Genomic DNA, 24061 nt, shown 5'->3' on the forward strand with positions numbered 1-24061 from the left:
TAAAGAGGTTGATATGAAAGACGTTGTTATTGTAAGTGCTGTTAGAACCGCAATAGGTTCATTTTCAGGCATGTTTGCCGATGTAAGTGCTGTCGAACTAGGTGTAACGGCCGTTAAAAGTGCGGTTAAAAAGGCCGGTATAGAGCCAAACCAAGTTGAACAGGTAATACTAGGTAATGTATTAGCAGCAGGTCATGGTCAAAATATAGCAAGGCAAATTCAAATTAAAGCAGGTATCCCTCAAGAAAGCACTGCATACACCATATCTAAAGTATGTGGTTCAGGATTAAAAGCTGTCATATTAGGTGCTCAAGCTATTCAAACCGATGAGTCAGATATTGTTATCGTCGGAGGTACAGAAAGTATGTCTAATGCAGCTCATATCATTGAGCAGCATAGAAACGGTAAGCCATTTGGAAACAACCAAATTATTGACACTATCTTATCTGATGGGTTAACCGATGCCTTTACAGATGTTCACATGGGTATTACCGCTGAAAATTTGGCTGAAAAGTATGATTTAACACGTGAGGTACAAGATAATTACGCTTTACAATCACAGCAACGTACCCAGACAGCAATTACCACAGGTAAATTTGATAATGAGATAACCCCTCACATTATTACAACACGCCAAGGCGATATCATTTGTGATAAAGATGAATTTCCAAGAGCCAATACAAATATTGACAGTTTAAAACGGTTAAGACCGGCTTTCAAAAAAGAAGGTACTGTTACTGCAGGTAATGCGTCTGGTATTAATGATGGCGCAAGTGCATTAGTACTAATGAGTTCAGAAAAAGCAAAAGCCTTAGGGTTAACACCATTAGCCAAAATTGTATCTCATGCAAGCGCAGGGGTAGACCCTAATCTCATGGGGTTTGGCCCAGTGCCTGCGACAAAAAAAGCATTATCAAAAGCGAATCTAACCATCAAAGATATTGATTTAACAGAGGCAAACGAAGCTTTTGCTGCTCAGGCTCTTTCGGTAATAGAGGGTTTAGAACTCGACCTTAATAAAACTAATGTAAATGGGGGGGCTATTTCACTTGGACACCCTATTGGTGCATCAGGTGCGCGTATTCTGGTCACCCTATTACATGAGCTAGATAAAAGAAATGCACGTTACGGACTAGCCACCTTATGTATTGGTGGTGGGCAAGGAACAGCATTAATAGTAGAAAACATCAAGAAACAATAGTTTTATAAACACAATACTCACCTCAGAGGAACACTATATGTTTAATATTGCACTGTTTGGCGTAGGAAGAATTGGTCGTATTCATGGACAAAATATACATGACCACGCACAAACTAATGTTTATTCCATTATAGACCCCTACAAAGCCGGCCGCGAAGAGTTAGCAAAAAAATATAATGCGAAAATACAAACAGTAGAAGAAGCGATGCAAGACCCCAACATTGATGCTATTTGTATTTGTTCCGCGACAGACACACACGTTAACTTTATCGAAATGGCATCACAACATGGTAAAGCTATTTTTTGTGAAAAACCTATCGACCTGGATTTAGCGAAAGTACGCCAATGTTTGAAAGTAGTCGAAGACAACGATACGACCTTATTTATTGCCTTTAACCGACGTTACGATACACATTTCAACGAACTTAAAACACGCTTAAATAACCAAGCAATTGGCCAGATTGAATCTCTCATTATTACCTCACGCGACCCAGCTGCGCCACCAGCAGAATATGCTAAAACCTCAGGTGGTATGTACCGAGACATGACGATTCATGATTTTGATATGGTCCGTTATTTAATGAATGCAGAGCCAACAACCATTACCGCTTATGGAAGTTGCATGGTTAACCCTGAAATAGGAGAAGCAGGTGATATTGATACATCAGTCGTTGTATTAACCTTTGCTTCAGGTGCCTTTGCAACCATCAACAATAGTCGACGATCGGGTTACGGCTATGACCAGCGTATAGAAGTACACGGTAGCCAAGGCTTATTAACAGCAAGCAACATTACTGAAAACTCTGTTAAACAGTTTGGTGACCAAGGGGCTATAGAGTCAAACCCAGAATACTTCTTTTTACAACGTTACGCAGAAGCTTATAAAAATGAATGGAATCATTTTGTTGAAGTATTAGGCGGGGCAGAGTCACGATCGCCAGGTATCGATGGTGAAAGAGCACTCGCACTAGCAGATGCAGCATTAGTATCGTTAACAACAAACAAAACAGTGGTCTTATAATAAAGCCACTGCCTTTAAATAACCTTAAGAAGTAGCACTTTTATGTTATTTCTTATTTTTAATTCAACAAAAAACTGAATTTAAGTTTATTCATTTGGATGGTTTTATGAAATTTGCATTACATGGCATGTGCTCTTTATACAACAACATAGTGAGCGATATTCGACTTGCTGAAGAAACCGGTTATCAAGGCCTAGAAATTCACACCGAAAAACTATGGCGTTATATCAATAGTGGCTTAACCAGCAAAGCCTTAAAAACTAAGCTAGATAACGCAGGTATAAAACCATCTGCTATTGATATTATTGGCAGTGTTGAAGCATCAGATAAAAAGACACAACAAGCCGTATTCAAACAAGTTGAAACTCTGTGTCAATTTGCGCAAGAAATAGGAGCCCCAACGATACAATTAAACTCATTTGAGGGACTTAATGGCTTATCACTAGAAGATAATATTAAAATTACTGCACAGAATATCGCACATATATCAGATATTGGCCAAGAGCATAATATTCGCTTTCAATTTGAAGGTGCTGCATGGACGCCAATAGCAAAATTAGATGATTACTTCAGATTGCACGATGCAGTGGGTCGAGATAACTTTGGTTTTGTATTGGATACATGGCACCTTTGGGCATGTAGAGGGGCAACATTAGATCAAGTTGCTAACATTGATAAAGATCTTATCTACAACGTGCATATTTCAGATGGATTAAGGCCAGCAAAAAATCAACCTTGGGTGGATGAAAAAGAACTACGAGGCTATTTAATTGGTGAGGGTGAAGTACCATTGCAAGAGTGGGTAGATGCAATTCAATCCACAGGTTATGACGGTTTCTTTTCAGGAGAATTCTTAAATGACCAGCTTTGGGAAGGTGACCATTATGAAACGGCCGAAAAAATGCTGAGAGGCATGCAGAAGTTAATGAAATAAGACCCTGTAAATAAGTAACTTAGTCCCTTTCCCTATCGCTTCATTGTCATTTATATTTGACCTTGAAGCTTCTATCTACCGAAACTCTAATTAACACAAGAAAAAACAACATAAAACAATACAGTTAATATATTTAATAGATAATACTGTATTTGTGTGTAGTTCAATATAAATGATTGAAGCAATAACGGCTTATTGAGAAGTAATTTATACCAATTATATTAAATAAGTGATCTCAATTTTACGCAGGGAAAATGACTGAGTTCAAGATGTAATTTAAGTTAAATGGTTATTCTATTTGCGAAAATTACAACGAAGGAATAAGTTATTTTAACAAGTAAAATAGATCAGCTAATTAGTGTGATTGGTATTAATCCAGGAATCCCTATAAATAGAGGTGTTGACTCGCTTTTCTTATCCAGTATTGAGGCTATCTATTTTACAGATGGTTTTCACTCCTCAACATATTACATAATGATGACACATTAAATTAAATGAGCGACCTACATTCTGCATCGTTGAACGGCGCTAACTCGGTTAATAAATTCAGCTAAATAACAATTCTCTTACAGAAATTTATCAAGAAGCAGCTTGTTATTTCGATTGTATTAAATATATTATTTAAATTTTACTCTGAAAAAACAATTCAATTAAAGGCATAAATTGAGCCTTTCAAAGACTAAATAACGGATGCTAGTTGTTGAATAACTTGGTTCATATATGAAAGGGATAAAGAAGGAATAAGCTATTTAGCAGGCCAACTAGATGACTTAATTGACTTACTCTAAAAGATGACGATTAATAGGAAGCTGTATCGAGGTGTAATAAATAATCCCTAAACCTAAACAATAGGATCAGGGATTATTAAAGTAGGAAAAAAATCACAACATAAGTTTTATCAAACCATCCCTGAGAGTGAGCCCTCTAATGTTGCTAATGTTGCTCCACCAGCCATTAGATTCTGTAACTCTTCCGAAGTAATCTCACCTTTTCTCGCTGTACCTAACGTTTTACCACGATTTAGTACAGTAAAAGCATCACCAACTGCCATTGCGTGTCGTACATTATGCGTAATAAACACCACTGCAATACCGCGCTTACGCACTTTATCGATCGTTGCTAAAACATTCGCCGTTTGGCGAACACCTAGAGCGGAAGTAGGTTCATCCAAAATTAAGACTTTGGCACCAAAATAAACAGCACGGGCAATCGCAACCGTTTGACGCTCACCGCCAGACAAAGTGCCAATAGCTTGCTCAGCTGAGCGTAAATTAATCCCCATTTTTTTCATCTCTTTCATGGTGATTTCATTCGCATGTTTATGGTCAAAAAACGGAATACCGGCAACTTTTTTAGTTGGCTCGTTACCCATAAAGAAATTTCGAGCAACGGACATCAAAGGAATCATAGCGAGATCTTGATACACAGTCGCAATACCAGCTGTAATAGCATCTCGTGGGCATTCGAAGCTCATTGGTGCCCCTTCAAAATATATTTCTCCTACGGAGGGTTTGTGAACCCCCGCCATGGTTTTAATAAATGTTGATTTACCAGCGCCATTATCTCCTAATAAACATAAACATTCCCCTGGCATTACCTTTAACGAAACCCCAGATAGAGCAATGACAGAACCAAAATGCTTTTCAATTTTTTTCATTTCAATAATGGGTGCATTCATATTACTTCTCTCCTGTGATCATACGACGAATATATGTGTTAAGTATTACTGCGAATAACAATATTCCCCCTAGAAAAACCCTAAACAATGAGCTTTCTACACCAGCAAAGAATAACCCCTGTTGTACCACTCCAAAAATAATAGCCCCAAGCGCAGCACCAATTACTGAGCCATAACCGCCAGTTAATAATGCCCCGCCAATCACCACTGAAATAATTGCTTCAAACTCCTTAAGTAAGCCACGGTCTGCCCCTGCAGATCCAAACTCCATTACTTGTGAAGTGGCAAAGACACATGCACAAAAAGCACTGAACATAAACATCAGAATCTTAACTCTATTAACAGGAACACCGACATAAGTAGCAGCTTGTGCACTACCACCAGAAGCAAAAATCCAATTACCAAACTTTGTTTTTGTTAATAGTAAATGAGCAAATACTAACAATATAATCGCCCAAATAATTAACATTGGAATACCGTCGACTACAGGTTGTCCCTTTTTAAAACCACGTTGGAATGTGTCGATCCAGCCGTTATCGCCTAACCATTGGAAAAAACCAGTAAATACTTTGCCACCAAATATAGGGGCAAGCCAATCACCTTCAGCAGCATCTTTAATACCGCCGACGATTGTTTTGTTAGTAGTTGAAATAGCGGCAAAAATAGTTAAGCCGCGCAAAATGAACAAAAATGCGAGTGTCACAATAAAACTCGGTAGACCCGTTTTAATAACCAACCAACCACTTAGTGCACCAATCGCCATACACAACATAAAGGTAACAATAATCGCCATCCAAACGGGCCATCCGAATGTGATAGATAACAACGCAATGGACATGCCACTGAAACCAATCATAGAACCAACAGATAAATCAAATTCACCGGCAATCATAAGTAAACATGCGCCTACAGCAATAATAATGAATTGAGATGAAACAATTGACCAGTTGATAACACCTGATGCCGAAAACATACCAGAGTCACTGGCGGTTAATAAGAAAAAGGTAAATACTAAAATGGTGCCACAAATACCACCTAACTCAGGCCTGATAAGCGCTTCTCGAAGACTTGATCTACTTTTAACTCGCTCATCTGAATTATCTGTTGTTTCTACGGAAACATCGTTTGATTGACCTGCAGCCGGCTCTTCAGGTTTTGCTATCATTTCTGTTGGCGTTATTGTTGACTCTTTCATCTTTAACCTCTGAATTTAACAAGAAGAATATAGTGTGAGATAAAACCAGCACCCTATAGAAAATGCTGGTTATATGACTTTAAAAATTAACGGTATTCACCGGCGTACTTCTCAACAAGTGATAAACCATCTTTTGTAACAAACCCTGGTCCAGAGTTAATATTATTTCCAGGTAACACACCAAAGCGATCATAGTTAGCCAAAATCACAACAGGTAAGTAAGCTTGTAAGAAGGGTTGTTGATCGATACCCCATTGGATAACGCCAGATTTTATTGCCTTTACAATGTTTTCACCTAGGTCAAATGTTCCAAAGTAAATATCTCCAGCTAACCCATTTTCTTGTAATGCCAAAATAGTAGGATCAGCAGAAGTAGGACCAATAGTAAGTATCGCATCGGTATTTGGATTTGCACTTAAATACGCCAGTACACGATTTTTAATTTCTGCGGGATCCTGTCCACTATCAAGCATTGAATTACCCAGCTCTACTCCTAAGCCAGCAGCAAATCCTCGACATCTTTCTGATACAACCGCATTAGAAACTGCATGGTTAACACATACGAACGATTTAATACCATCACTTTTTGCGCGTAAACCAGCTGCGTAACCTGCATCATATTCAGGCTGACCAACGAACATCAACGCCCCTACATCACGGGCTTGTTCTGGTGTGCCAGAGTTCATAATAATGACATTGATTCCTTGATCGACCGCATTTTTAATAGGCCCACTCAATACATCATAGTCAGCCAGTGTTGTAATAATACCATCAGGATTGGAAGCAGTAGCTTGCTGAATAATACGTGCCATATCAGCTAAATCGCCAGTAGGGGGATTACGATATTCAACAGTGACATCCATTTGCTTCCCAGCAAGAGCAACACCATTTTTTACCGTATTCCACCAACTATCTGAATCTGGTGCATGACTAACCATGACATAACGCTCTGCTATAGCAGACATTGAAATCAATGGAGCAGTCAGTGTCATCGATAATAAGGCTGCACTTAATAGTTTAAATTTTTTCATGTAAAACTCTCCTAAACAGTACTTGGGGGTTAAAGAGAGTAACAACTTAATAATCAGAGAAAATACATTTTCAGGTGATTATTAAGATGTCATTCTCGTTTAAAAAATAACAAATCTTTATATCAATTCACTTGAAAATAAAATGAAAAAATATTTTCAAATAAGTTAAGCCTCATACTAATCTTTAAGAACCGCTTAAGCTATAGTTGAAAAACCACTTGTTACGTAAGTGTTAACCAAGTCGAATTAAAATGCCTTTTACACGTAAAAAACGCTACTTAACGCTTAAATACGAACAAAAAACACTAAAAAACTGTAATTTATCATTCAATAAAATAATTTAGATCAATGTAATGATGAGTAAATTAATAAATAGAATTTAAAGTCCCCTCCAATATTTTAGAAAATATTTTTCAAATTACAGTTGAATATTTAATTTGTATGACTAAATAAGAATAAAATAAAAGTAGATTAAAGAATCATTTCATTAAAATTTTCAAACATAACGATAATAGATATGAATTGATACAGCAGATACACCTCCTCAAGCTGAAAAATAAATATCAAAAAATAAAAAACAAAAAAAACAACATAAGAACATGTTTTTATTGAAAAAAACTAGAAAAATTAGTGATAAACTCTAAATAATATTTACGACTACATTTTATCAACCTCACATAAAAACGATAAATAATTATCGAAAAAATAAAACTCAGTTATATTGAAAAACAGATAGAAGTAAAAAAATAGAAACCAAACAATGTTCTACTTCACTTTTAAAAAATAGATCCATATTAACAATGAGTTACTAACTTTAATCGTGATTAACATATAACGAAGGAGTGTAAAATGGCTGGGTTTGACAAAGTAGTATCAAGTTATGAAGAAGCGATGTTCGGGCTTGAAGACAATATGACTGTTATTGCTGGTGGTTTTGGTTTGTGCGGTATTCCAGAGAACTTAATATTAGAAATAAAACAAAAAGGTATAACAGGCCTTACCATTGTTTCGAATAATTGCGGCGTCGACGATTTTGGTCTAGGTCTGCTTTTGCCTAACCGTCAAATAAAAAAAATAATAGCTTCCTATGTAGGTGAAAATGCAGAGTTTGAACGTCAAATGATGGCTGGAGAATTGCAAGTTGAATTAACACCTCAAGGGACATTAGCAGAAAAGATGCGTGCTGGCGGTGCAGGAATCCCTGCATTTTTTACTGCTACGGGTTACGGTACTCCAGTTGCGGAAGGTAAAGAGGAAAGAGAGATTGATGGGAAATATTATATTTTAGAACACGCAATAAAAGGCGATTTCGCAATTGTTAAAGCTTGGAAAGCAGACCGGTATGGCAACCTTATTTTTAGAAAAACAGCTCGAAACTTCAATCCAATAGCAGCGACGGCAGGAAAAATAACCGTAGTAGAAGTGGAAGAAATTGTTGAACCAGGAGAGTTAGATCCGGATCAAATCCACGTACCAGGCATTTATGTTAATCGAATTATTTTAGGTACATTTGAAAAACGTATTGAGCAACGCACAACTCAAATAACTAAATAGGAAACTGACATGACTTTATCTCGTGAACAAATGGCACAGCGTGTTGCTCAAGAAATACAAGACGGATTTTATGTTAATCTTGGTATCGGTATTCCAACCTTAGTTGCTAACTACTTACCTAAAGGTATTGAAGTAATGTTGCAATCTGAAAACGGGTTATTAGGGATGGGACAATTTCCTAGTGAGGAAGATGTTGATGCAGACCTTATTAATGCAGGTAAGCAAACAGTAACAGTTACTAAAGGAGCTTCATTTTTTGACTCTGCAGAATCTTTTGCCATGATCAGAGGCGGACATGTTGATTTAACCGTTTTAGGCGCTTTTGAAGTAGATGTAAATGGTAATATTGCTTCTTATATGATTCCTGGAAAGCTTATTAAGGGTATGGGCGGGGCAATGGACTTAGTAGCGGGTGCCGAAAATATTATTGTCACCATGACTCATGCATCTAAACATGGGCAATCTAAGTTACTACCTAACTGTTCACTTCCTTTAACTGGTAAGGGCTGTATTAAAAAGGTATTAACAGATTTAGCTTTTATTGAAATAAAAGGCGGTAAGTTTCATTTAGTTGAACGAGCACCAGGCGTTTCTGTAGCTGAAATAATTGCACTTACTGAAGGTGAGTTGGTAGTGCCAGCTAATGTCCCTGAAATGAAATTTTTAATTAGAACAAACAGTTAAATGCTTTTGCAGCAATAAGTGTTAAAATATTTGAGTAAATTATTTTAACACTTTCTTTTCCTCCTCCCTTTACCATTTGCATTCAATAAGTACTTAAAATCGAACTAAGCAAAGAAATAAGTACCATCCCAAAATAATTTACAACCTGATATAAATAAGAACAAATAACACAAACGATAAACGACATCTTGGCTAACTTTATGTAGCATTAAAATCCCTAACTTGACCCCTATTGGGGCTAAAGGCATTAAGAGCAGTGAAGTCATTAGATTCGTATGGTCAAATTCTCCTAGTAAAGAGTACGGGATTAATTTGAAAAGATTAATAATGCCAAAAAGAACTGCCATCGTCGCAATTAATGTTACCTTTTCTAGCTTTAAAGGCAGTAAATAAATACTCGCGGGCCCACCGCCTGCATGGAGAGCAGTACTAGAAAAACCGCTTAGCGCACTCCAACACCATGCACTAACAATTCCGCCTTTACTATAATGATTAAGGCCTTTTATCAAATATTGAAAACAAAATAAGAGCGATAAACCGCCAATAACTAGCTTTAGTCCCACTTCAGATATTACACTCAAAAATAAACTAGCTAATGCCACACCTAAAATAGCCCCGGGTAACATACATTTTAATATTGAATAGTCTGCATTAGAGTAGTGTTGCCTTACTGCAAAAATATCCATTAGGCATAGAATAGGCAATAAAATAGCAGCTGCTTGTGTAGGAGCAATAGTAAATGCCATTAACGGAACAGCAATAATGCCAAGTGCCCCACCTAAACCACCTTTACCGATGCCATAAATGATCACCGCAGGAATAGCTGTAGCATAAAACCAAGGATCTGAAACGACCATCATAACGTTACCTAATTTAAGTATATTTGCAGGTAAGTAGTAAAGTAAATCTCAATATGCATTGAGATTTGCTTTGTGACATTACATAGTTGGCATGGTAAAGGTATTAGTATGGTCTTCTAATCGAATACTCGCGGGCCAACGTGTTGTAACTGTTTTCATTTTCGTATAAAAACGCACGCCGTCACTTCCATGGACATTTAATGGGCCGAAAATTGATCTTTTCCAACCTCCAAAGCTATGGAAAGCCATTGGAACGGGAATAGGCACATTCACTCCAACCATTCCTGCTAATACGCTTTCACTAAATTCCCGAGCAGTTTCACCATCACGCGTAAAGATAGCGGTACCATTTCCATATTCACAACTATTAATTAATTCGAGCCCTGTTTTATAGTTAGGAACTCTCAATACGGCTAATACTGGACCAAATATTTCTTCTTTGTAAATTGTCATTTCTGGTAAGACATGGTCAAATAGAGTCGGTCCAATAAAGTAACCTTTTTCATTTCCTTCAACTATAAGTTGGCGCCCATCGACTAATAGTTCAGCCCCTTGTTTTTCACCAATATCAATAAATGAACATATTTTAGCTTTATGCTCTGCGGTAACAACAGGTCCCATATCATTTTCAGGTCCTTCTACAATACCTGGGCCTATTGTCATTTTTTTAATTTGAGCTTTAAGGTTTCCGATTAATTCATCAGCAGCTTGGTCACCAACAGCCACTACAACAGATAACGCCATGCAACGCTCACCAGCAGATCCATAAGCAGCTCCGATAATTGCGTTAGCAGCCATATCAATATCTGCATCAGGCATCAACAGACAATGGTTTTTAGCGCCTCCTAATGCTTGGCAACGTTTACCATAGGAAGAAGCTGTATTATATATATATTCTGCAATCGGAGTTGATCCCACAAAGCTAACTGCTTGCACTCGCGGGTCACTTAGTAGTATATCAACAACTTGTTTATCACCATTCACTACATTAAAAACACCGTCAGGTAAGCCCGCTTTTTTTAACATATCAGCTAACTGTAAAGCTAGTGAAGGGTCTTTCTCTGAAGGTTTTAATATAAAAGTATTCCCTGTAGCTAACGCGATTGGAAACATCCACATCGGCACCATAGCAGGAAAATTAAATGGAGTGATGCCAACACATACACCCAAAGGCTGCATTAATGAATGACTATCTACACCACTCCCGACATTGGCTGAATGCTCTCCTTTTTGCAAATGCGGGATACCACAAGCATACTCAACCACTTCTAAGCCTCGCGTTATTTCGCCCATCGCATCTGAATATACTTTGCCATGCTCATTTGAAATAATACGAGCAAGTTTATCTTTATTACTTTCTAACAGTGCTTTAAATGCAAACATAATACGTGCACGTTTTAACGGCGATGTTTTTGACCAACCAGGAAAAGCAGACTCAGCTGCTACAATGGCAGCTACCGTATCTGACTCATTACTTAAAACGACTTGGCGTGTTTGTTCTCCCGATGCAGGATTAAACACTGGAGAGAAACGCTCGCTTTTACTCATGCTGACGTGACCGTTAATAAAATTTTGAATGGTTTCCATAAATAACTTCCTTAAAACATGCATTAAATATTAAAGTGATTTTTACCTAGCCTGCCATGCATCAATGATGGTGAGATAGTTATTTTTTATCTGTTCAATTAGCGCCATATCATCAATCTCATTAGCGAACCAAGAGCGTGACGGTTCACCAAAAATAGTCCGTCCGACAGCAAACCCTTTAACCCATTTACATTCTGAAGCACTTATAAAGCCTGACTTCAACTGTTCAACAGGTGCATCTAAACCTAATAAAACAATGCCTCGACAATGTTTATCATTATCATCAATTAATGCACTTATTTGTGCCCATGATGACGAACTTAAAGGGGGTAACTTCCACCAATCTGGTTTGATACCTAGCGCATATAAACGAGTTAACAGATGAATATAATGCTCATCACCCTGTGGCATTTCTTTTGGTAAAATAACTTCTAGAAGCAATTCATGCCCAGATAAACAACAAGCTTCAAAAATTTCTTGGATTGCTTCTTCCTGATTTTTTTGCATATCGCCATTATCATATGGGTGGCAAAACACTAAGCATTTAACAACATGATCTAAAGGCCAATGCACTAATTGAGAACCGATATTGCCATGCTCTAAAGTAAGTGGACGAGAACCTGGTAATTCGATTGGCCGACCTATCCAACAATCGCTGCCTGTCGCTTGATTTAATACTGATTGACCAAAACGACTATCACATAATATCCCGGCCTTACCGATTAAATTTGCTTCCTTTACCGCCATTTGGCTTGCGTTAAAAATAAGCGTTTTTAAATATTCAATACGCACAGGAGCTACATCGAATTGTTTAGCCATCTCCACTAATTGACTACGATGATCAAAAGCTAAAACACATAATTCTTGCCATTTTTTTCTTCGGGTTGTCACCCTGTGCAAGTGATTCAATTCATTATCTAAATCTGGACGAAGGACTTGCTCAGCACGCGCTAAATAATTATCCAATTCTTCTTTCGATGGCATTGCTGGAGCACAGCCGTGGCGTGAAACAACCAATGCTCCACAAGCATTTGCATAAGCACAAGATTGTTCCCAGCTTTCTCCATTTAAATAACCTCGTAAGAGCCCTGACATAAAAGCATCACCAGCCCCTAATACATTTAATACTTCGACGCGTACACCTTGAACAGTAATACCTTCATCCAACGTTGATGGAATAATTCCAGGAAAGACTGAACACCCTAAATGGCCTCGCTTACAAACTAACTCTGCTTGGCTAACCTGACGTACTCGTTGCAATGCCTCAATGGTATTGATTGAGCCACCAGCAATATGAAACTCCTCTTCAGTCCCCACGATTAAATCGAATAAGTGTAAAACATCTTGCAATTGTTCAGTCACTAACTGCGAAGCAATAAAGCGAGTTTCACCATCACCTAATGAGGTCAGCCCCCATAAAATCGGACGATAATCGATATCTAGCACGGTTTTTACACTATGTTTTTTTGCATATTTTAATGCTGTCAGTACTGCATCTCGCGTCTGAGAGTTTGATAAATGAGTACCTGTAATCGCTAAACAACGGGCTGAAGCTATATATTCTTCATTAACATCTGTCGCAGTAATCGCCATATCGGCACAATTATCACGATAAAAAATTAGAGGGAAGGTATCGGCATCTTTAATACCTAAAATAACGAGAGCAGTTAAACGTTGTTGATCTTTAATTAAATAACGCGTATCAACTCCCACATGGTCCAACTCTTCTTTTAAAAACCTTCCCATATGCTCATCACCAACACGAGCGAACATCGATGACTTTAAACCTTGTCTAGCGGTTCCATAGGCTACGTTGCCTGATGAGCCTCCTAAATACTTTGAAAATGAAGACATATCTTCAAGGCGAGCACCTATTTGCTGCCCATAAAAATCCACAGCAACCCTTCCCATACAAATAAGATCTAACGTTTTAGGGTATTTTGTTGTTGGTATTGGTGTTGGCATCGTAAGTTTGCTCCAAATCTGTAACGAATCGTTTCAACCACTGTTGCTCTAATAAAAGCCACTACTTATATGAATACATTCTGTATATGACTTTAATTAAGCGTTAATAGATATTATGAAACAAAAATTTCAAAATCAACATGAAACGAAATATAAATTTCATTTAAATAAAAAAGTGTGACCTCATTAAAGAAACTAATAGGCTAAAATACCGGGTGAGACTAACTAGAATAGGTATAAATCATTTATTCCATTATTGTGTTAATATGAAATAAATAGTTCATTTTTGGTTTTTCAAGGAAATAAAATGGCAACAGCAACCAATATTGTTCAACTACAAGCTCAAATTAGCACTCAATATCCAAACTTAAGCAAGCGACTACAGCAAGTTGCTTCTTATGTGTTAAAAAATAACCAGAGTCTTGCTTTTGATACGATAGCGGACATATCTGTACAAGCAAATGTTCCCCCTTCTACCTTGATACGTTTTGCAAAAGCTTTTGAATTTTCAGGTTTTAACGAAATTAAACTTTTATTTAGACAAGATCTGATTGAAGAAACAGCAAGTTACACCGATAGAGTACGCTTATATAAAACACTCGAAACAAACCCAATACCGTTAGAGAAGCCATTACCTATCCTACAAGAGTTTGCACGTGTTAACTCTGAAGCGATGAACCAATTAGCAACACAAACACCAGAAGACCAACTAGAGCTTGCCGTAGAGATTCTAAGTGAGTCTGAAAACATTTATATTATTGGATTGCGTCGTTCCTACAGTACTGCCGCCTATTTAACTTATGCATTGCGTCATGTAGGGCGACGTGCGTTTTTAATTGATGGGTTGGGCGGTATGTTCGATGAGCAATTATCAATGATAGGTGCTAACGATGTGGTTTTATCGATTAGCTTTAGCCCCTATGCTAAAGAAACACTAAGCTTGAGTGAAGAAGCGTCGAAAAAAGGTGCAAAGCAGATAATAATCACTGACAGTCATGTGAGTCCATTAGCTGCTTATAGTAATGTATGTTTTGTAGTTAATGAAGGTAAAGTCGATGCGTTTAGGTCTCAATCTGCCTCATTATGTTTAGTGCAATCAATGGCGGTTGCATTAGCCTTCCATGACTCAAAAAACGCTACCTCAGATACCTAAACATGACTGTACTACTTGAGCAGCGATGCTTTCATTGGTTGCCGTAGAAGCGATATGAGGAGTAACAAATACTTTGTCCATTGTCATCAGGTTACTGTCTTTGGGTAAGGGTTCTGTTGAAAACACATCTAAAATAGCACCGCGAAGACGGTTGTTATTCAATAAGACTTCTAGATCTTTCTCCACTAAATGATCTCCACGACCACAATGAATTAATGCTGCTTTACTAGGTAGCTTTGAGAGTAAATCCTGATTAAGGATACCTTTAGTTTGCGGATTCAAAGGTAGTAAATTTACTAATATATCAAGATCTTCTAATAACGTCGGTAAAGTTGATTGCCCGTGGTAGCTTGTTATACCGTTAATCTGTTTCTCTGTTCTTGACCAACCATAAACTTGATAGCCCATAGCCGCGAGTTTTTCACCGACATAACCACCTAACTCGCCCAAACCTAAAATACCAACTTTAATACTTTGCATCGTACGTTGGGGCAAGGGGTTCCACTGTTTTAGTTTTTTATCTTGATTATATCTATCCATATCTCGTTGATAATACAAAACACCCCATAACACATATTCAAACATCCCAGTCTTTTGCCCATCATCGACAATACGATTTATTTTTACCGATGAATGAAGTAAGTCTCCTAAGTTATCAACACCCGCCCCTATTGAATGCAAACACTCTAAATTTGGGAAGTCAGTGAGTATTGTTACAGGTGGCTGCCAACAAGCAGCTACTTTTGCTTGCCTTGCTAAAGGGTTATCTGGCAGTACCCACTCTACTTCAGGATGGTTATTTTTAGCACAAGCTAGCAGCTCATTTGTCAGCTCTTCATTATTGATCATGCTTAATACAACAGGTTTCATTCTTACTCCTTATACGACGGGTCAAGTCGGTCAAGTTTTCTTAACCATGCGTCCCATACTATTTGCCTCTCATGTGCTACTTTTTGAAATTGACCAGATACGTAACTTGCTAGCTTATCTGGAATAGTTTCAATAGAAGATAAACTAGACATTTGCCCTGCTGCCAATTGAATTTCGCAGGCTTTATTCAGGTAAAACATAATTTGAAAGGCATCAGCAACGGTTTCTCCGACACTTAACAAGCCATGGCTTTTTAAAATAAGTGCCATATTGTCACCTAAAGAGGCTTGTATACGTTCTCTTTCCGCTAAATTAAATGCCACACCTTCATAATCGTGATATCCCACTTGCTCGTGAAACTCTGCACTAATTTGATTAAGATTTAGTAAACCTTCTTTGCAAGCAGCAACGGCCATGCCAGCTAAGGTATGAGTGTGTATGACACAATGAGCATCATCGCGGGCATTATGCACTGCACTATGTATAGTAAACCCAGCAGGGTTATATTTAGCATCGCCACTAACAATATGACCTTGACCATCAACGACGATAAGGTTGCTTGCAGTGATTTCATCAAACATCAAACCAAAAGGGTTAATTAAAAACCTCGGTTCCCCCTCTCCAGGTAAACGCACTGAGAAGTGTGTGTATAAAGTGTCTTCCCAGCCAAACATGGCCGCTAAACGATAAGCAGCAGCTAAATCTACGCGTAGTTTTTGTTCTTGAACATCCATTAGGCTACTTTCCCCATAAATTCTTTAATTCGCTCAAACTCAGCGCTCTGGTTTGGATTATTGATAATCTCATTAGGACTAGCATCTACTTGCACAATGCCTTCTTCCATCATAATAACTCGGTCTGATACAGATAAAGAAAACTCCATTTCATGAGTAACGATAATCATGGTCATGCCTTCTTTTGCTAGATCTTGAATTACTTTTAACACTTCCCCAACCATTTCTGGGTCCAATGCTGATGTTGGCTCATCAAATAACATGATATCAGGAGACATTGCTAATGCTCGTGCGATAGCAACGCGCTGCTGCTGTCCACCAGAGAGTTGATGAGGGTATTTATAGGCATGTGCTAATAAGCCAACGCGATCTAATAAAAACAAAGCTTGAGCTTTTGTTTCTTCTACAGAGCTATTTTTATCATGGTAATGCGGAGCAATCATTACGTTCTGTAAGACCGTTTTATGAGGAAACAAATTAAATGATTGAAACACCATACCAATACGCTTAATACCTTGATAAACATCGCGCTTAACACTTTCTTGCTTAGGTTTAATGAAATTTTCACCAAATAAAACAATTTCACCATTATCAATTTTTTCGAGATCGTTAATGGTTCTAATTAACGTCGTTTTACCTGAACCCGATGGGCCAATAATACTGAGTACCTCACCAGGCTTCACATTTAGATCAATGCCTTTTAGTACTTGATGTTGACCGTATGATTTTTTAATTTGACGAAGCGATAGTGCGTTAGGCATGCCTTTTTCGGTCGCGTCAATCGGTGTATTGTTAACCGCTTTGGCTTGTTGTCTTAATATTTCACACTGTTCATCAGATAATGCTTCTGGCGAGCGCGACGGAATATCCATTTTCTTTTCAGCCCAATGCAAAATTGAGCTGAAAATAGTGACTATCGCAACGTAATAAACAGCTACTGCTAATAAGGTTTCTAATACAAGAAAATTTTGAGAATAAAGTCGCTGTCCAACCTGTAATATTTCCGATAAAGAGATAGCAGACACCAAGGAACTTAATTTAATAATTGTCACAAATTCGTTAATCATAGCAGGCATTGATACACGAATTGCCTGAGGAATAATGATAATACGTTGAACACCAAAAAAACCGATACTCAAAGCATGCCCAGCTTCTTTTTGCCCTTTAGCAACAGATAATAAACCACTACGATGAATTTCAGCCATATACGCGGCTTCTGTTACTACTAAACTAACTAAACCAGCAAAAAATGGGATACCAAGATATGTACCTGTAGAAGGGAAAAGTTGAGGCATGTTATAAACAAAAACTAACACGACTAATAGAGGCACACTTCGGAAAAACCAGACAAATACCGAAGTAGGGATCGATAACCACTTTTTCTCAGATAACTTACAACAAGCGATAATAAAGCCAAGTACTGCGCCAATAACCCAAGCTAAAACACTTAATATAACCACTACTACACAAGCTTCATAGAAGTCGTACACAGTAAATAATGAAAAAAAGTACTGCCAATCTAAACTCATAATAACTCCTTTAGAAGTGACGTACTTCTAACTAAAATTGCATTTCAAACAAATAAAAAAACTCGATTTAATCATCGAAGGAGGAAAATAGTGTTCTATAACTTTCGTCGTAAAATAGAACACTAGTACTCATCGCCACTGCTTTCGATTACTCACTAACAGGTGTTAATTCATATTTAGTAATCAACTGATCGTACGACCCATCGGCTTTAATCTCAGCCATCGCTTTTTCTAGTTCTGCTTTTAACGCTTCATTACCTTTTTTGATGTAAATGCCTAAAGTCTGAGGGAAGACAAGCGTATCTGAACTGATTTGAACACGTCCTTTAGTGCGTTCTACAAACATGGTTGCCGCACCAGCAATTTCCAATTGCGCTTGCACGTTTTTAGACATCATTGCTTGCGTTACTTCAGGCGCAGTAGGAAATTCTTGGACGATAATAGGCTTAAGGCCATTTTCCACACAATATGAAGTCGATAAATCATTTAACGTCTTAACCCAAGTAGTTCCTTGTTGAAGGCCGACCTTAACACCACATAAATCTTCACCTGTTTTGGGTTGAATATCGCTGCCTTTTGGCACCATGATAGATGCACCAGTTTTCGCATAAGGAATAGCATCGGCTTTTTTAAGTCGATCTGGAATAATGTACATACCAGAAATAACCGCATCAAATTTATTAGCACCTAAACCAAGAATTAACCCAGTAAATTTGTTATCACTAAATTCATAACTCACACCCATTTTATTGGTTAACAAAACAGTGAGTTCAGGATCAAAGCCAACCACTTTATCTCCCTCATAGGATTCAAAAGGTGGATAAGTGATCTCCATTCCAACGCTTAGCTTACCCTCAGAAAGAGTTGATGCAGCCATCGCATTCACTGAGCTTGTACCTATTGCAGCTGCAATTAATGTTGTTGTGAGTAATTTTTTTACCTTTTCCATAAGTATTTTCCTTGTCGTAGTATTAATAAATATTAATTAAACGTTATTTTTGTTTCTTTAAATGTCCAAACGTCGCAACACCTGTCGCACGTTCAGGAAGTGATAATTCACCGTTAGCTACTTTTTCACGCAAATAACGATAAGTTTGTAATGCTTGGCTATACATATGCTCACCAATACTGAGTTCTTTATACTCGCTTTTACCATCATCAAATTGCGGTAACGGTTTAACTAGTGTGTCGTAGTCACAAGCAAAAAATAGCGGGAATGAATATCGTTCATGAGCCACTTTTCTAACACGGTGAGATGTCGCGACAAATTTACCTGCAGTCAATACTTCCAACATATCACCAATGTTAATAACAAAAGCTTCTTCATCGTCTAATTTTACAGGAGGAGCATCGACCCAAACATCATCGTCATTCAGTACTTCCAACCCAGGTTGGTCTGCCAATAGCATGGTAAAACATTCGTAATCGGTGTGTGCTCCGATACCTGGTCGATCAACAACATTCTCATCAAATGGGTAATGGATTAGACGTAATTTGGCAGGCGGACAAGTCACCATCTTCTCAAAGTAAGTTTCTTCTAGGCCTAGAGCGAGAGCAAAGCCGGAGAATAATTTTCTGCCTAATGCAAATAATGTATTGTAATAATCCAAAATAGGCTCACGAAAACTAGCTAGTTTTGGCCATTCGTTTTCGCCAATTAAAGGGGTGTTATTTAAAACGTATGGATTATCTTTAGGCGCTGGAAAACCTACATCATAGGCTTCTTTATTATCTGGTTTACCTGTTCCGTATATTTCTTCCCCTTCAGGAACAAATCCTTTGTGGGTTTCAGAACTACCAATATAATGCTGCATTTTTGTTTCAAATGATTGCGCAAAGAAGCGCTTGGCAGCCTCTCTTAAACTCGCTATTTTATCGACTGGAATTCCATGCCCAGTTACATATAAGAATCCAACTTCTGCAGCAGCTTTTCCCATCTCTTGTGCGACAGCTTCACGCTGTTGTTTATCATCACTAAACAATCCAGACACATTAACCACTGGAATATGTGTAAATGTATTTCTTTGATTCTTCATAGTAAGCCTTTTAAATCCATTATTTATTATGCTTGTATAAAACGAGTAAAATGTGCTCTTTCTTCCTGCGCCATCCAGTCATTTAATGACCATAAATTAGCGACAGGCACATCAGTAAAAGGCAAATGATGTAAATACCCATCAGGACCAAACTCAGTCGTCATTGTGGTGATTAGACGGCCTTGCTCTTGATGGTTCTTCCAAACTTTCTGCCATTGGTTTTGATGAAATGCTAACGCAGCTTGATATTCTGGTGCCGCAGGGTGAGGGACTTGTGCTCCCTGGTCATAACCCACTCGAGCTTGTACATGAAACACTCGCGCTAAAAAAGCAGCTAAGTCATCTTGGTCTTCAGGTCTATCTAATAAGCGTTCGCACACTAGAACCCAATGACTAATATCCATAGTGAACAATAGTTCTGGTACTTCTTCCATGAGTGCTAACGTAACCCAAGGACTGTATAAAGAAGTGCCGCGGTGAGTTTCAAAACTACATGTGATACCTGCTTTTTTTGAAATCGCTACTGCCTTCGAAAAGAAATCCACCTGAACAGTCATTGGCCAACGGTCATTGCCTGCAAGCACATTGATAAATTTGGCACCAAGCTGTTTCGCATACTCTATTTGCTCGGTTAAAAAATTAAGGTGGTCTGCTGGTGTTTTACTTTGATTAGGAATTACATCGCCACCGGTAAAGATAATCGCAATATAATCTAAACCCGTTTTTTCTAATTCCAATTTAAAAGCTGACCTTGCTTTAGTGCTCGCAGGGATTCTTCCTTCTACTCCGGAAAATCCTGCATCACGAAGTTGATCAACCAACGACGTGAGCGGCTCAGTCACACCCCATAATGTTCGATATAATGCGAGATCCATTTTTCACCTATCCAATATTAATGTTTATTTTTAATCTCTTTTCAAAGCTTGACACATGCAATGTACGCCACCGCCACCTTTAGTAATCATCGATATATCAGGATCAAACACGGTTAATCCACGTGCATTGCATTGATCTCTCAAGGTCAAACTATCCGATGGAATTAATACTCTTTCATCACCTAATGAAACAATATTACAACCTAGCTCCATCGCTTCTTTGTAAGGGATATCAATAATGTCGATATGTTTGCTTTTTAACCACTTCAATAAACTGTCCGGAGCAACCGCAGTACATACCGCAGCTAATTTTTCAGCAACCATCACACACTGTACGTCCATGTGTAAAAAATGAGAGTCGAATTTAATTCCTTGAAATTCCCACCCTTCTTTTTCAAACCAGCCTTTTACTTGATTCATACCAGCTTCATTAGTGCGCTCGCCAGAGTAACCGCAGAGCACCACACCTGGTTCCATCAGCATAAAGTCGCCACCTTCGAAATTACCAGCAGTCACAACATCAAAAATAGGAATATTTTTTTTAGTATAAAACTCTAAAACAGTAAGCCACTCACTCTGCCTCCAAGGACTATACATTTGACTAATAATTGGCCCCCATGGAGTCATCACTGATGAATCTCGAGCATAAATAGAATAAGGCTGTTCTGATTTAGCATTTAAAAAATGCACATTCACACCTGTTTCGCGGTAAACATCAAGCATTTCGTTATATTGTGCTTTAGCAACATTTAAGTCATAACGTTCGCCTGCTTCCATATGACGTCGAGATGTTGAATTACCTGAGCGCCACTCAAAATGGTCAATCGGCCCAACTAATACTTCTTTTAAGCGCCCTGTTTCTGAAGTAATTCCCCAATCAGTTAACGCAGTGGTTCCACCATTGGTTTGACGGCGGCTTAATAAATTATCCATTTTACCCTTCCTTTTATTGTGCTAATTGCATCAAGCTATGCAATAGAACATTGCCACCAGCAATTAAATGCTCAGGTTCAACATGCTCTTTCTCATTATGGGAAATGCCATCTTTACATGGCACAAAAATCATTCCAGTAGGCCCAACAGTAGATAAATAAACTGAATCATGACCAGCCCCAGAAACTATCGGCATTGCACTCAAGTTTAATTTTTTAGCTGCACCGCTAACTACTTCGATGCAACGCGAGTCAAACTCAACTGCAGGGGATTGCCACAACACATCAATTTTAGAGCTTAAAATAGGTGGAATTTGTTCGCAGAGGTTCAAAACTTCTTTAGACATAGTGTCTAATATGGTTTGAGTCGGATGCCTTAAGTCTAAAGTGAAAATAACGTGTTCAGGAACGGTATTTGGCGAGGCTGGAATAGTTGTTATTTTACCGATGGTAATTCGAGCTTGCTCACCATATTCAGCGACTTTAGCGTAGATAGCTGGTAGCAATGTATTCAAACCTTGCACAGGATCTTTGCGCATTGACATCGGCGTTGGGCCTGCGTGAGTAGTTTCACCAGAAATGGTTACCTGATACCAATTCATCCCTTGCACACCAGTTACAATACCAATGCTTGTTTGCTCCGCTTCTAGGATAGGACCTTGTTCGATATGAAGCTCTAATGCGGCGGCAAAAGGAAAGGATTCACAAGGTAACTCACCAAGTTGTTCCGTTGCAATAAGAGCCTGTTGATAACTAATACCTTGGTCATCAACCGATTGATAAAGTGTCGGTTGTGATAATTTACCAGCGAAAACACCGGATCCTGACATGGCAGGACTAAACCGAGAGCCTTCTTCATTACTCCATACCACAATTTCGACAGGATGAGCCAAAGTTATGTTTTGATCATATAACGAAGACATAACTTCTAATGCAGCAAGCACACCATAAACGCCATCAAATTTACCACCAGAAGGTTGAGTATCTAAATGCGATCCCATTAATACAGGTAATTTAGTGGTATCAGTTCCTTCAAAATGTACAAAGATATTACCCATGCTATCAAGTCGGCTAACACCGCCAATCTCACGGCACCAATCAAGAAATAATGCGCGGCCAATGCGATCTTCTTCGGTCAACGCTTGGCGATTACACCCGCCATTAGGTGTACCGCCAATTTTGGCCATTTCAGCAATAAATGAAAGTAATCGTTCTGGTTTAATTTGTATTTGTGTCATCAGTATCTGCTACCTTGATAATCGTTAAAATTATCATAGAGATAGAATTTACTGAGTACTATTACCCAATTGCGGTATAGACATACTTAAAGCAAAAATTAGTTTGGGGTGAGGTTTACAATATCGTCAAATATCTTGGCGAGTAACTCATGCTGTGAGTTTACTTGTAGCTTGGTATAAATATTTTTACGGTGCACTCTTTCAGTCTCAGATGAGATGTTAAGTAAACGTGCAGCCTCTTTACTTGAGTAGCCACGAATCAACAATAGTGTGACTTCATGCTCTCTGGGAGTCAGCACATCCATACCAAATTGTTCAATATACTCCTTTATTTTGACATGAGAATGACGGTCCGGTAAGTGTTGTGTTTTATCGTGCATTTTCACTGCTGAGCTAAAAATAGGATACAACTCTCGTAATCTCACTAACATACGGTCACTAAATTTAGATAAGGTTTTAGTTCTACCTAATGATAATAAATACACGTTATTATCATTCCCCTGCACAGCAAAACAGGTTTCATCCACTAGCTTAGATTGTCGAAAATAATCTTCATAATAAGCACTTTGATAAAAATTATCGGGCACTATCTCATCTAATGTAACAAACCCTTCTTTTCCTTGATTAACCCCATAATTATAGAATGGACTCAATAGGTAAGCCCCAGCTAAATAACGATCCCAAACGGCCATCTCGTCAGTCGCAAAGGAAGAGTTTAAGACGGTAGGAGACTTTGTCGGATGATAAATTAAAATAACATAATCATCGAAACTCGCTGCCGATTTTAATAAGTAGGTTAATTTATCAAAAAAAGCGGGATCGCCAATTGATAGAATTAAATCAGCAATACCGTAGGTGATCATATTATTAAAGGTGAGTTGGTCTTTATGCATAAATATTCTCATCAATTCATTTAAACATAAGTTATCAAATTGCGAGGGAAAAGTAGACACTCCTTTTATAGTTACTATAAAAGGAGTGTCT

21 protein-coding genes and 1 pseudogene are annotated in these 24061 nt (G+C 38.1%); 6 read left to right on the forward strand and 16 right to left on the reverse strand.

Annotated features, from left to right (window positions below; all coding sequences use genetic code 11):
- Positions 1 to 13: 13 nt before the first annotated feature.
- From V5290_RS09575 to V5290_RS09585, 3 genes are all read left to right on the forward strand, one after another.
- Positions 14 to 1201 (forward strand): acetyl-CoA C-acetyltransferase, encoded by a 1188-nt coding sequence (locus tag V5290_RS09575; protein ID WP_333384637.1) that lies wholly within the window; start codon positions 14 to 16, stop codon positions 1199 to 1201.
- 37 nt (positions 1202 to 1238) lie between these two features.
- Entirely contained in the window at positions 1239 to 2222 is a 984-nt protein-coding gene (gene iolG / locus V5290_RS09580; protein ID WP_333384640.1) for an inositol 2-dehydrogenase, read from the forward strand.
- Positions 2223 to 2328: 106 nt separating this feature from the next.
- On the forward strand, positions 2329 to 3156 hold the full coding sequence (locus V5290_RS09585) for a sugar phosphate isomerase/epimerase family protein (protein WP_333384644.1): 828 nt from the start codon (positions 2329 to 2331) through the stop codon (positions 3154 to 3156).
- Between the two features lie 898 nt (positions 3157 to 4054).
- Here the strand turns inward: V5290_RS09585 and V5290_RS09590 are convergent.
- The 3 genes from V5290_RS09590 to V5290_RS09600 form a co-directional block, all read right to left on the reverse strand.
- Positions 4055 to 4834 (reverse strand): ATP-binding cassette domain-containing protein, encoded by a 780-nt coding sequence (locus V5290_RS09590; RefSeq protein WP_333384647.1) that lies wholly within the window; start codon positions 4832 to 4834, stop codon positions 4055 to 4057.
- A gap of 1 nt (position 4835) precedes the next feature.
- The gene (locus tag V5290_RS09595; protein WP_333384649.1) at positions 4836 to 6029 is read right to left on the reverse strand and encodes an ABC transporter permease; all 1194 of its coding nucleotides are present in this window, start codon (positions 6027 to 6029) and stop codon (positions 4836 to 4838) included.
- An 86-nt stretch (positions 6030 to 6115) separates the two neighbouring features.
- On the reverse strand, positions 6116 to 7060 hold the full coding sequence (locus tag V5290_RS09600; protein ID WP_333384651.1) for a sugar ABC transporter substrate-binding protein: 945 nt from the start codon (positions 7058 to 7060) through the stop codon (positions 6116 to 6118).
- Positions 7061 to 7909: 849 nt separating this feature from the next.
- Here V5290_RS09600 and V5290_RS09605 point away from each other — a divergent pair.
- Both V5290_RS09605 and V5290_RS09610 read left to right on the forward strand, forming a co-directional pair.
- Positions 7910 to 8614 (forward strand): CoA transferase subunit A, encoded by a 705-nt coding sequence (locus tag V5290_RS09605; RefSeq protein ID WP_333384653.1) that lies wholly within the window; start codon positions 7910 to 7912, stop codon positions 8612 to 8614.
- A gap of 9 nt (positions 8615 to 8623) precedes the next feature.
- Positions 8624 to 9298: a 3-oxoacid CoA-transferase subunit B gene (locus V5290_RS09610; RefSeq protein WP_333384655.1), complete on the forward strand. Its 675-nt coding sequence runs from the start codon at positions 8624 to 8626 to the stop codon at positions 9296 to 9298.
- Between the two features lie 104 nt (positions 9299 to 9402).
- Here the strand turns inward: V5290_RS09610 and V5290_RS09615 are convergent, their stop codons facing one another.
- The 3 genes from V5290_RS09615 to V5290_RS09625 form a co-directional block, all read right to left on the reverse strand.
- Positions 9403 to 10158 (reverse strand): sulfite exporter TauE/SafE family protein, encoded by a 756-nt coding sequence (locus tag V5290_RS09615; protein WP_333384658.1) that lies wholly within the window; start codon positions 10156 to 10158, stop codon positions 9403 to 9405.
- Between the two features lie 78 nt (positions 10159 to 10236).
- On the reverse strand, positions 10237 to 11745 hold the full coding sequence (locus V5290_RS09620; protein WP_333384662.1) for a CoA-acylating methylmalonate-semialdehyde dehydrogenase: 1509 nt from the start codon (positions 11743 to 11745) through the stop codon (positions 10237 to 10239).
- 42 nt (positions 11746 to 11787) lie between these two features.
- Positions 11788 to 13710: a bifunctional 5-dehydro-2-deoxygluconokinase/5-dehydro-2-deoxyphosphogluconate aldolase gene (locus V5290_RS09625; protein ID WP_333384664.1), complete on the reverse strand. Its 1923-nt coding sequence runs from the start codon at positions 13708 to 13710 to the stop codon at positions 11788 to 11790.
- Between the two features lie 307 nt (positions 13711 to 14017).
- Between V5290_RS09625 and V5290_RS09630 the strand changes: the two genes are divergently transcribed.
- Entirely contained in the window at positions 14018 to 14863 is an 846-nt protein-coding gene (locus V5290_RS09630) for a MurR/RpiR family transcriptional regulator (protein ID WP_333384667.1), read from the forward strand.
- Here the strand turns inward: V5290_RS09630 and V5290_RS09635 are convergent.
- The 10 genes and pseudogenes from V5290_RS09635 to V5290_RS09675 all read right to left on the reverse strand — a co-directional run bounded on the left by V5290_RS09635 (position 14852) and on the right by V5290_RS09675 (position 23970).
- Positions 14852 to 15733 carry a glyoxylate/hydroxypyruvate reductase A gene (locus V5290_RS09635; RefSeq protein WP_333384670.1) on the reverse strand — a complete coding sequence of 294 codons (882 nt, stop codon included), beginning with the start codon at positions 15731 to 15733 and terminating at the stop codon, positions 14852 to 14854. The genes V5290_RS09630 and V5290_RS09635 overlap by 12 nt on opposite strands.
- A 2-nt stretch (positions 15734 to 15735) precedes the next feature.
- Positions 15736 to 16467 carry a class II aldolase/adducin family protein gene (locus V5290_RS09640; protein WP_333384673.1) on the reverse strand — a complete coding sequence of 244 codons (732 nt, stop codon included), beginning with the start codon at positions 16465 to 16467 and terminating at the stop codon, positions 15736 to 15738.
- Entirely contained in the window at positions 16467 to 17228 is a 762-nt protein-coding gene (locus tag V5290_RS17545; RefSeq protein ID WP_416351612.1) for an amino acid ABC transporter ATP-binding protein, read from the reverse strand. The genes V5290_RS09640 and V5290_RS17545 overlap by 1 nt, the downstream gene beginning before the upstream one ends.
- A 117-nt stretch (positions 17229 to 17345) precedes the next feature.
- Positions 17346 to 17996, reverse strand: a pseudogene (locus V5290_RS17550) (amino acid ABC transporter permease); the annotation flags it as partial.
- Positions 17997 to 18144: 148 nt separating this feature from the next.
- On the reverse strand, positions 18145 to 18945 hold the full coding sequence (locus tag V5290_RS09650; RefSeq protein ID WP_333384678.1) for a transporter substrate-binding domain-containing protein: 801 nt from the start codon (positions 18943 to 18945) through the stop codon (positions 18145 to 18147).
- Positions 18946 to 18988: 43 nt separating this feature from the next.
- On the reverse strand, positions 18989 to 20032 hold the full coding sequence (locus V5290_RS09655) for an isopenicillin N synthase family dioxygenase (protein WP_333384681.1): 1044 nt from the start codon (positions 20030 to 20032) through the stop codon (positions 18989 to 18991).
- Between the two features lie 26 nt (positions 20033 to 20058).
- Complete coding sequence (locus V5290_RS09660; RefSeq protein WP_333384684.1) at positions 20059 to 20907, reverse strand: sugar phosphate isomerase/epimerase; 849 nt, start codon at positions 20905 to 20907, stop codon at positions 20059 to 20061.
- A gap of 30 nt (positions 20908 to 20937) precedes the next feature.
- Positions 20938 to 21840 (reverse strand): dimethylarginine dimethylaminohydrolase family protein, encoded by a 903-nt coding sequence (locus V5290_RS09665; protein WP_333384687.1) that lies wholly within the window; start codon positions 21838 to 21840, stop codon positions 20938 to 20940.
- 13 nt (positions 21841 to 21853) lie between these two features.
- Positions 21854 to 23077 carry a Zn-dependent hydrolase gene (locus tag V5290_RS09670; RefSeq protein WP_333384689.1) on the reverse strand — a complete coding sequence of 408 codons (1224 nt, stop codon included), beginning with the start codon at positions 23075 to 23077 and terminating at the stop codon, positions 21854 to 21856.
- 98 nt (positions 23078 to 23175) lie between these two features.
- A complete protein-coding gene (locus tag V5290_RS09675; RefSeq protein ID WP_333384692.1) occupies positions 23176 to 23970 on the reverse strand; it encodes a LuxR C-terminal-related transcriptional regulator in 795 nt (264 codons plus the stop codon).
- Between the last annotated feature and the right edge of the window lie 91 nt (positions 23971 to 24061).

The sequence above is a fragment of the Psychromonas arctica genome (genome assembly GCF_036697365.1).
Classification (GTDB): domain Bacteria; phylum Pseudomonadota; class Gammaproteobacteria; order Enterobacterales; family Psychromonadaceae; genus Psychromonas; species Psychromonas arctica_A.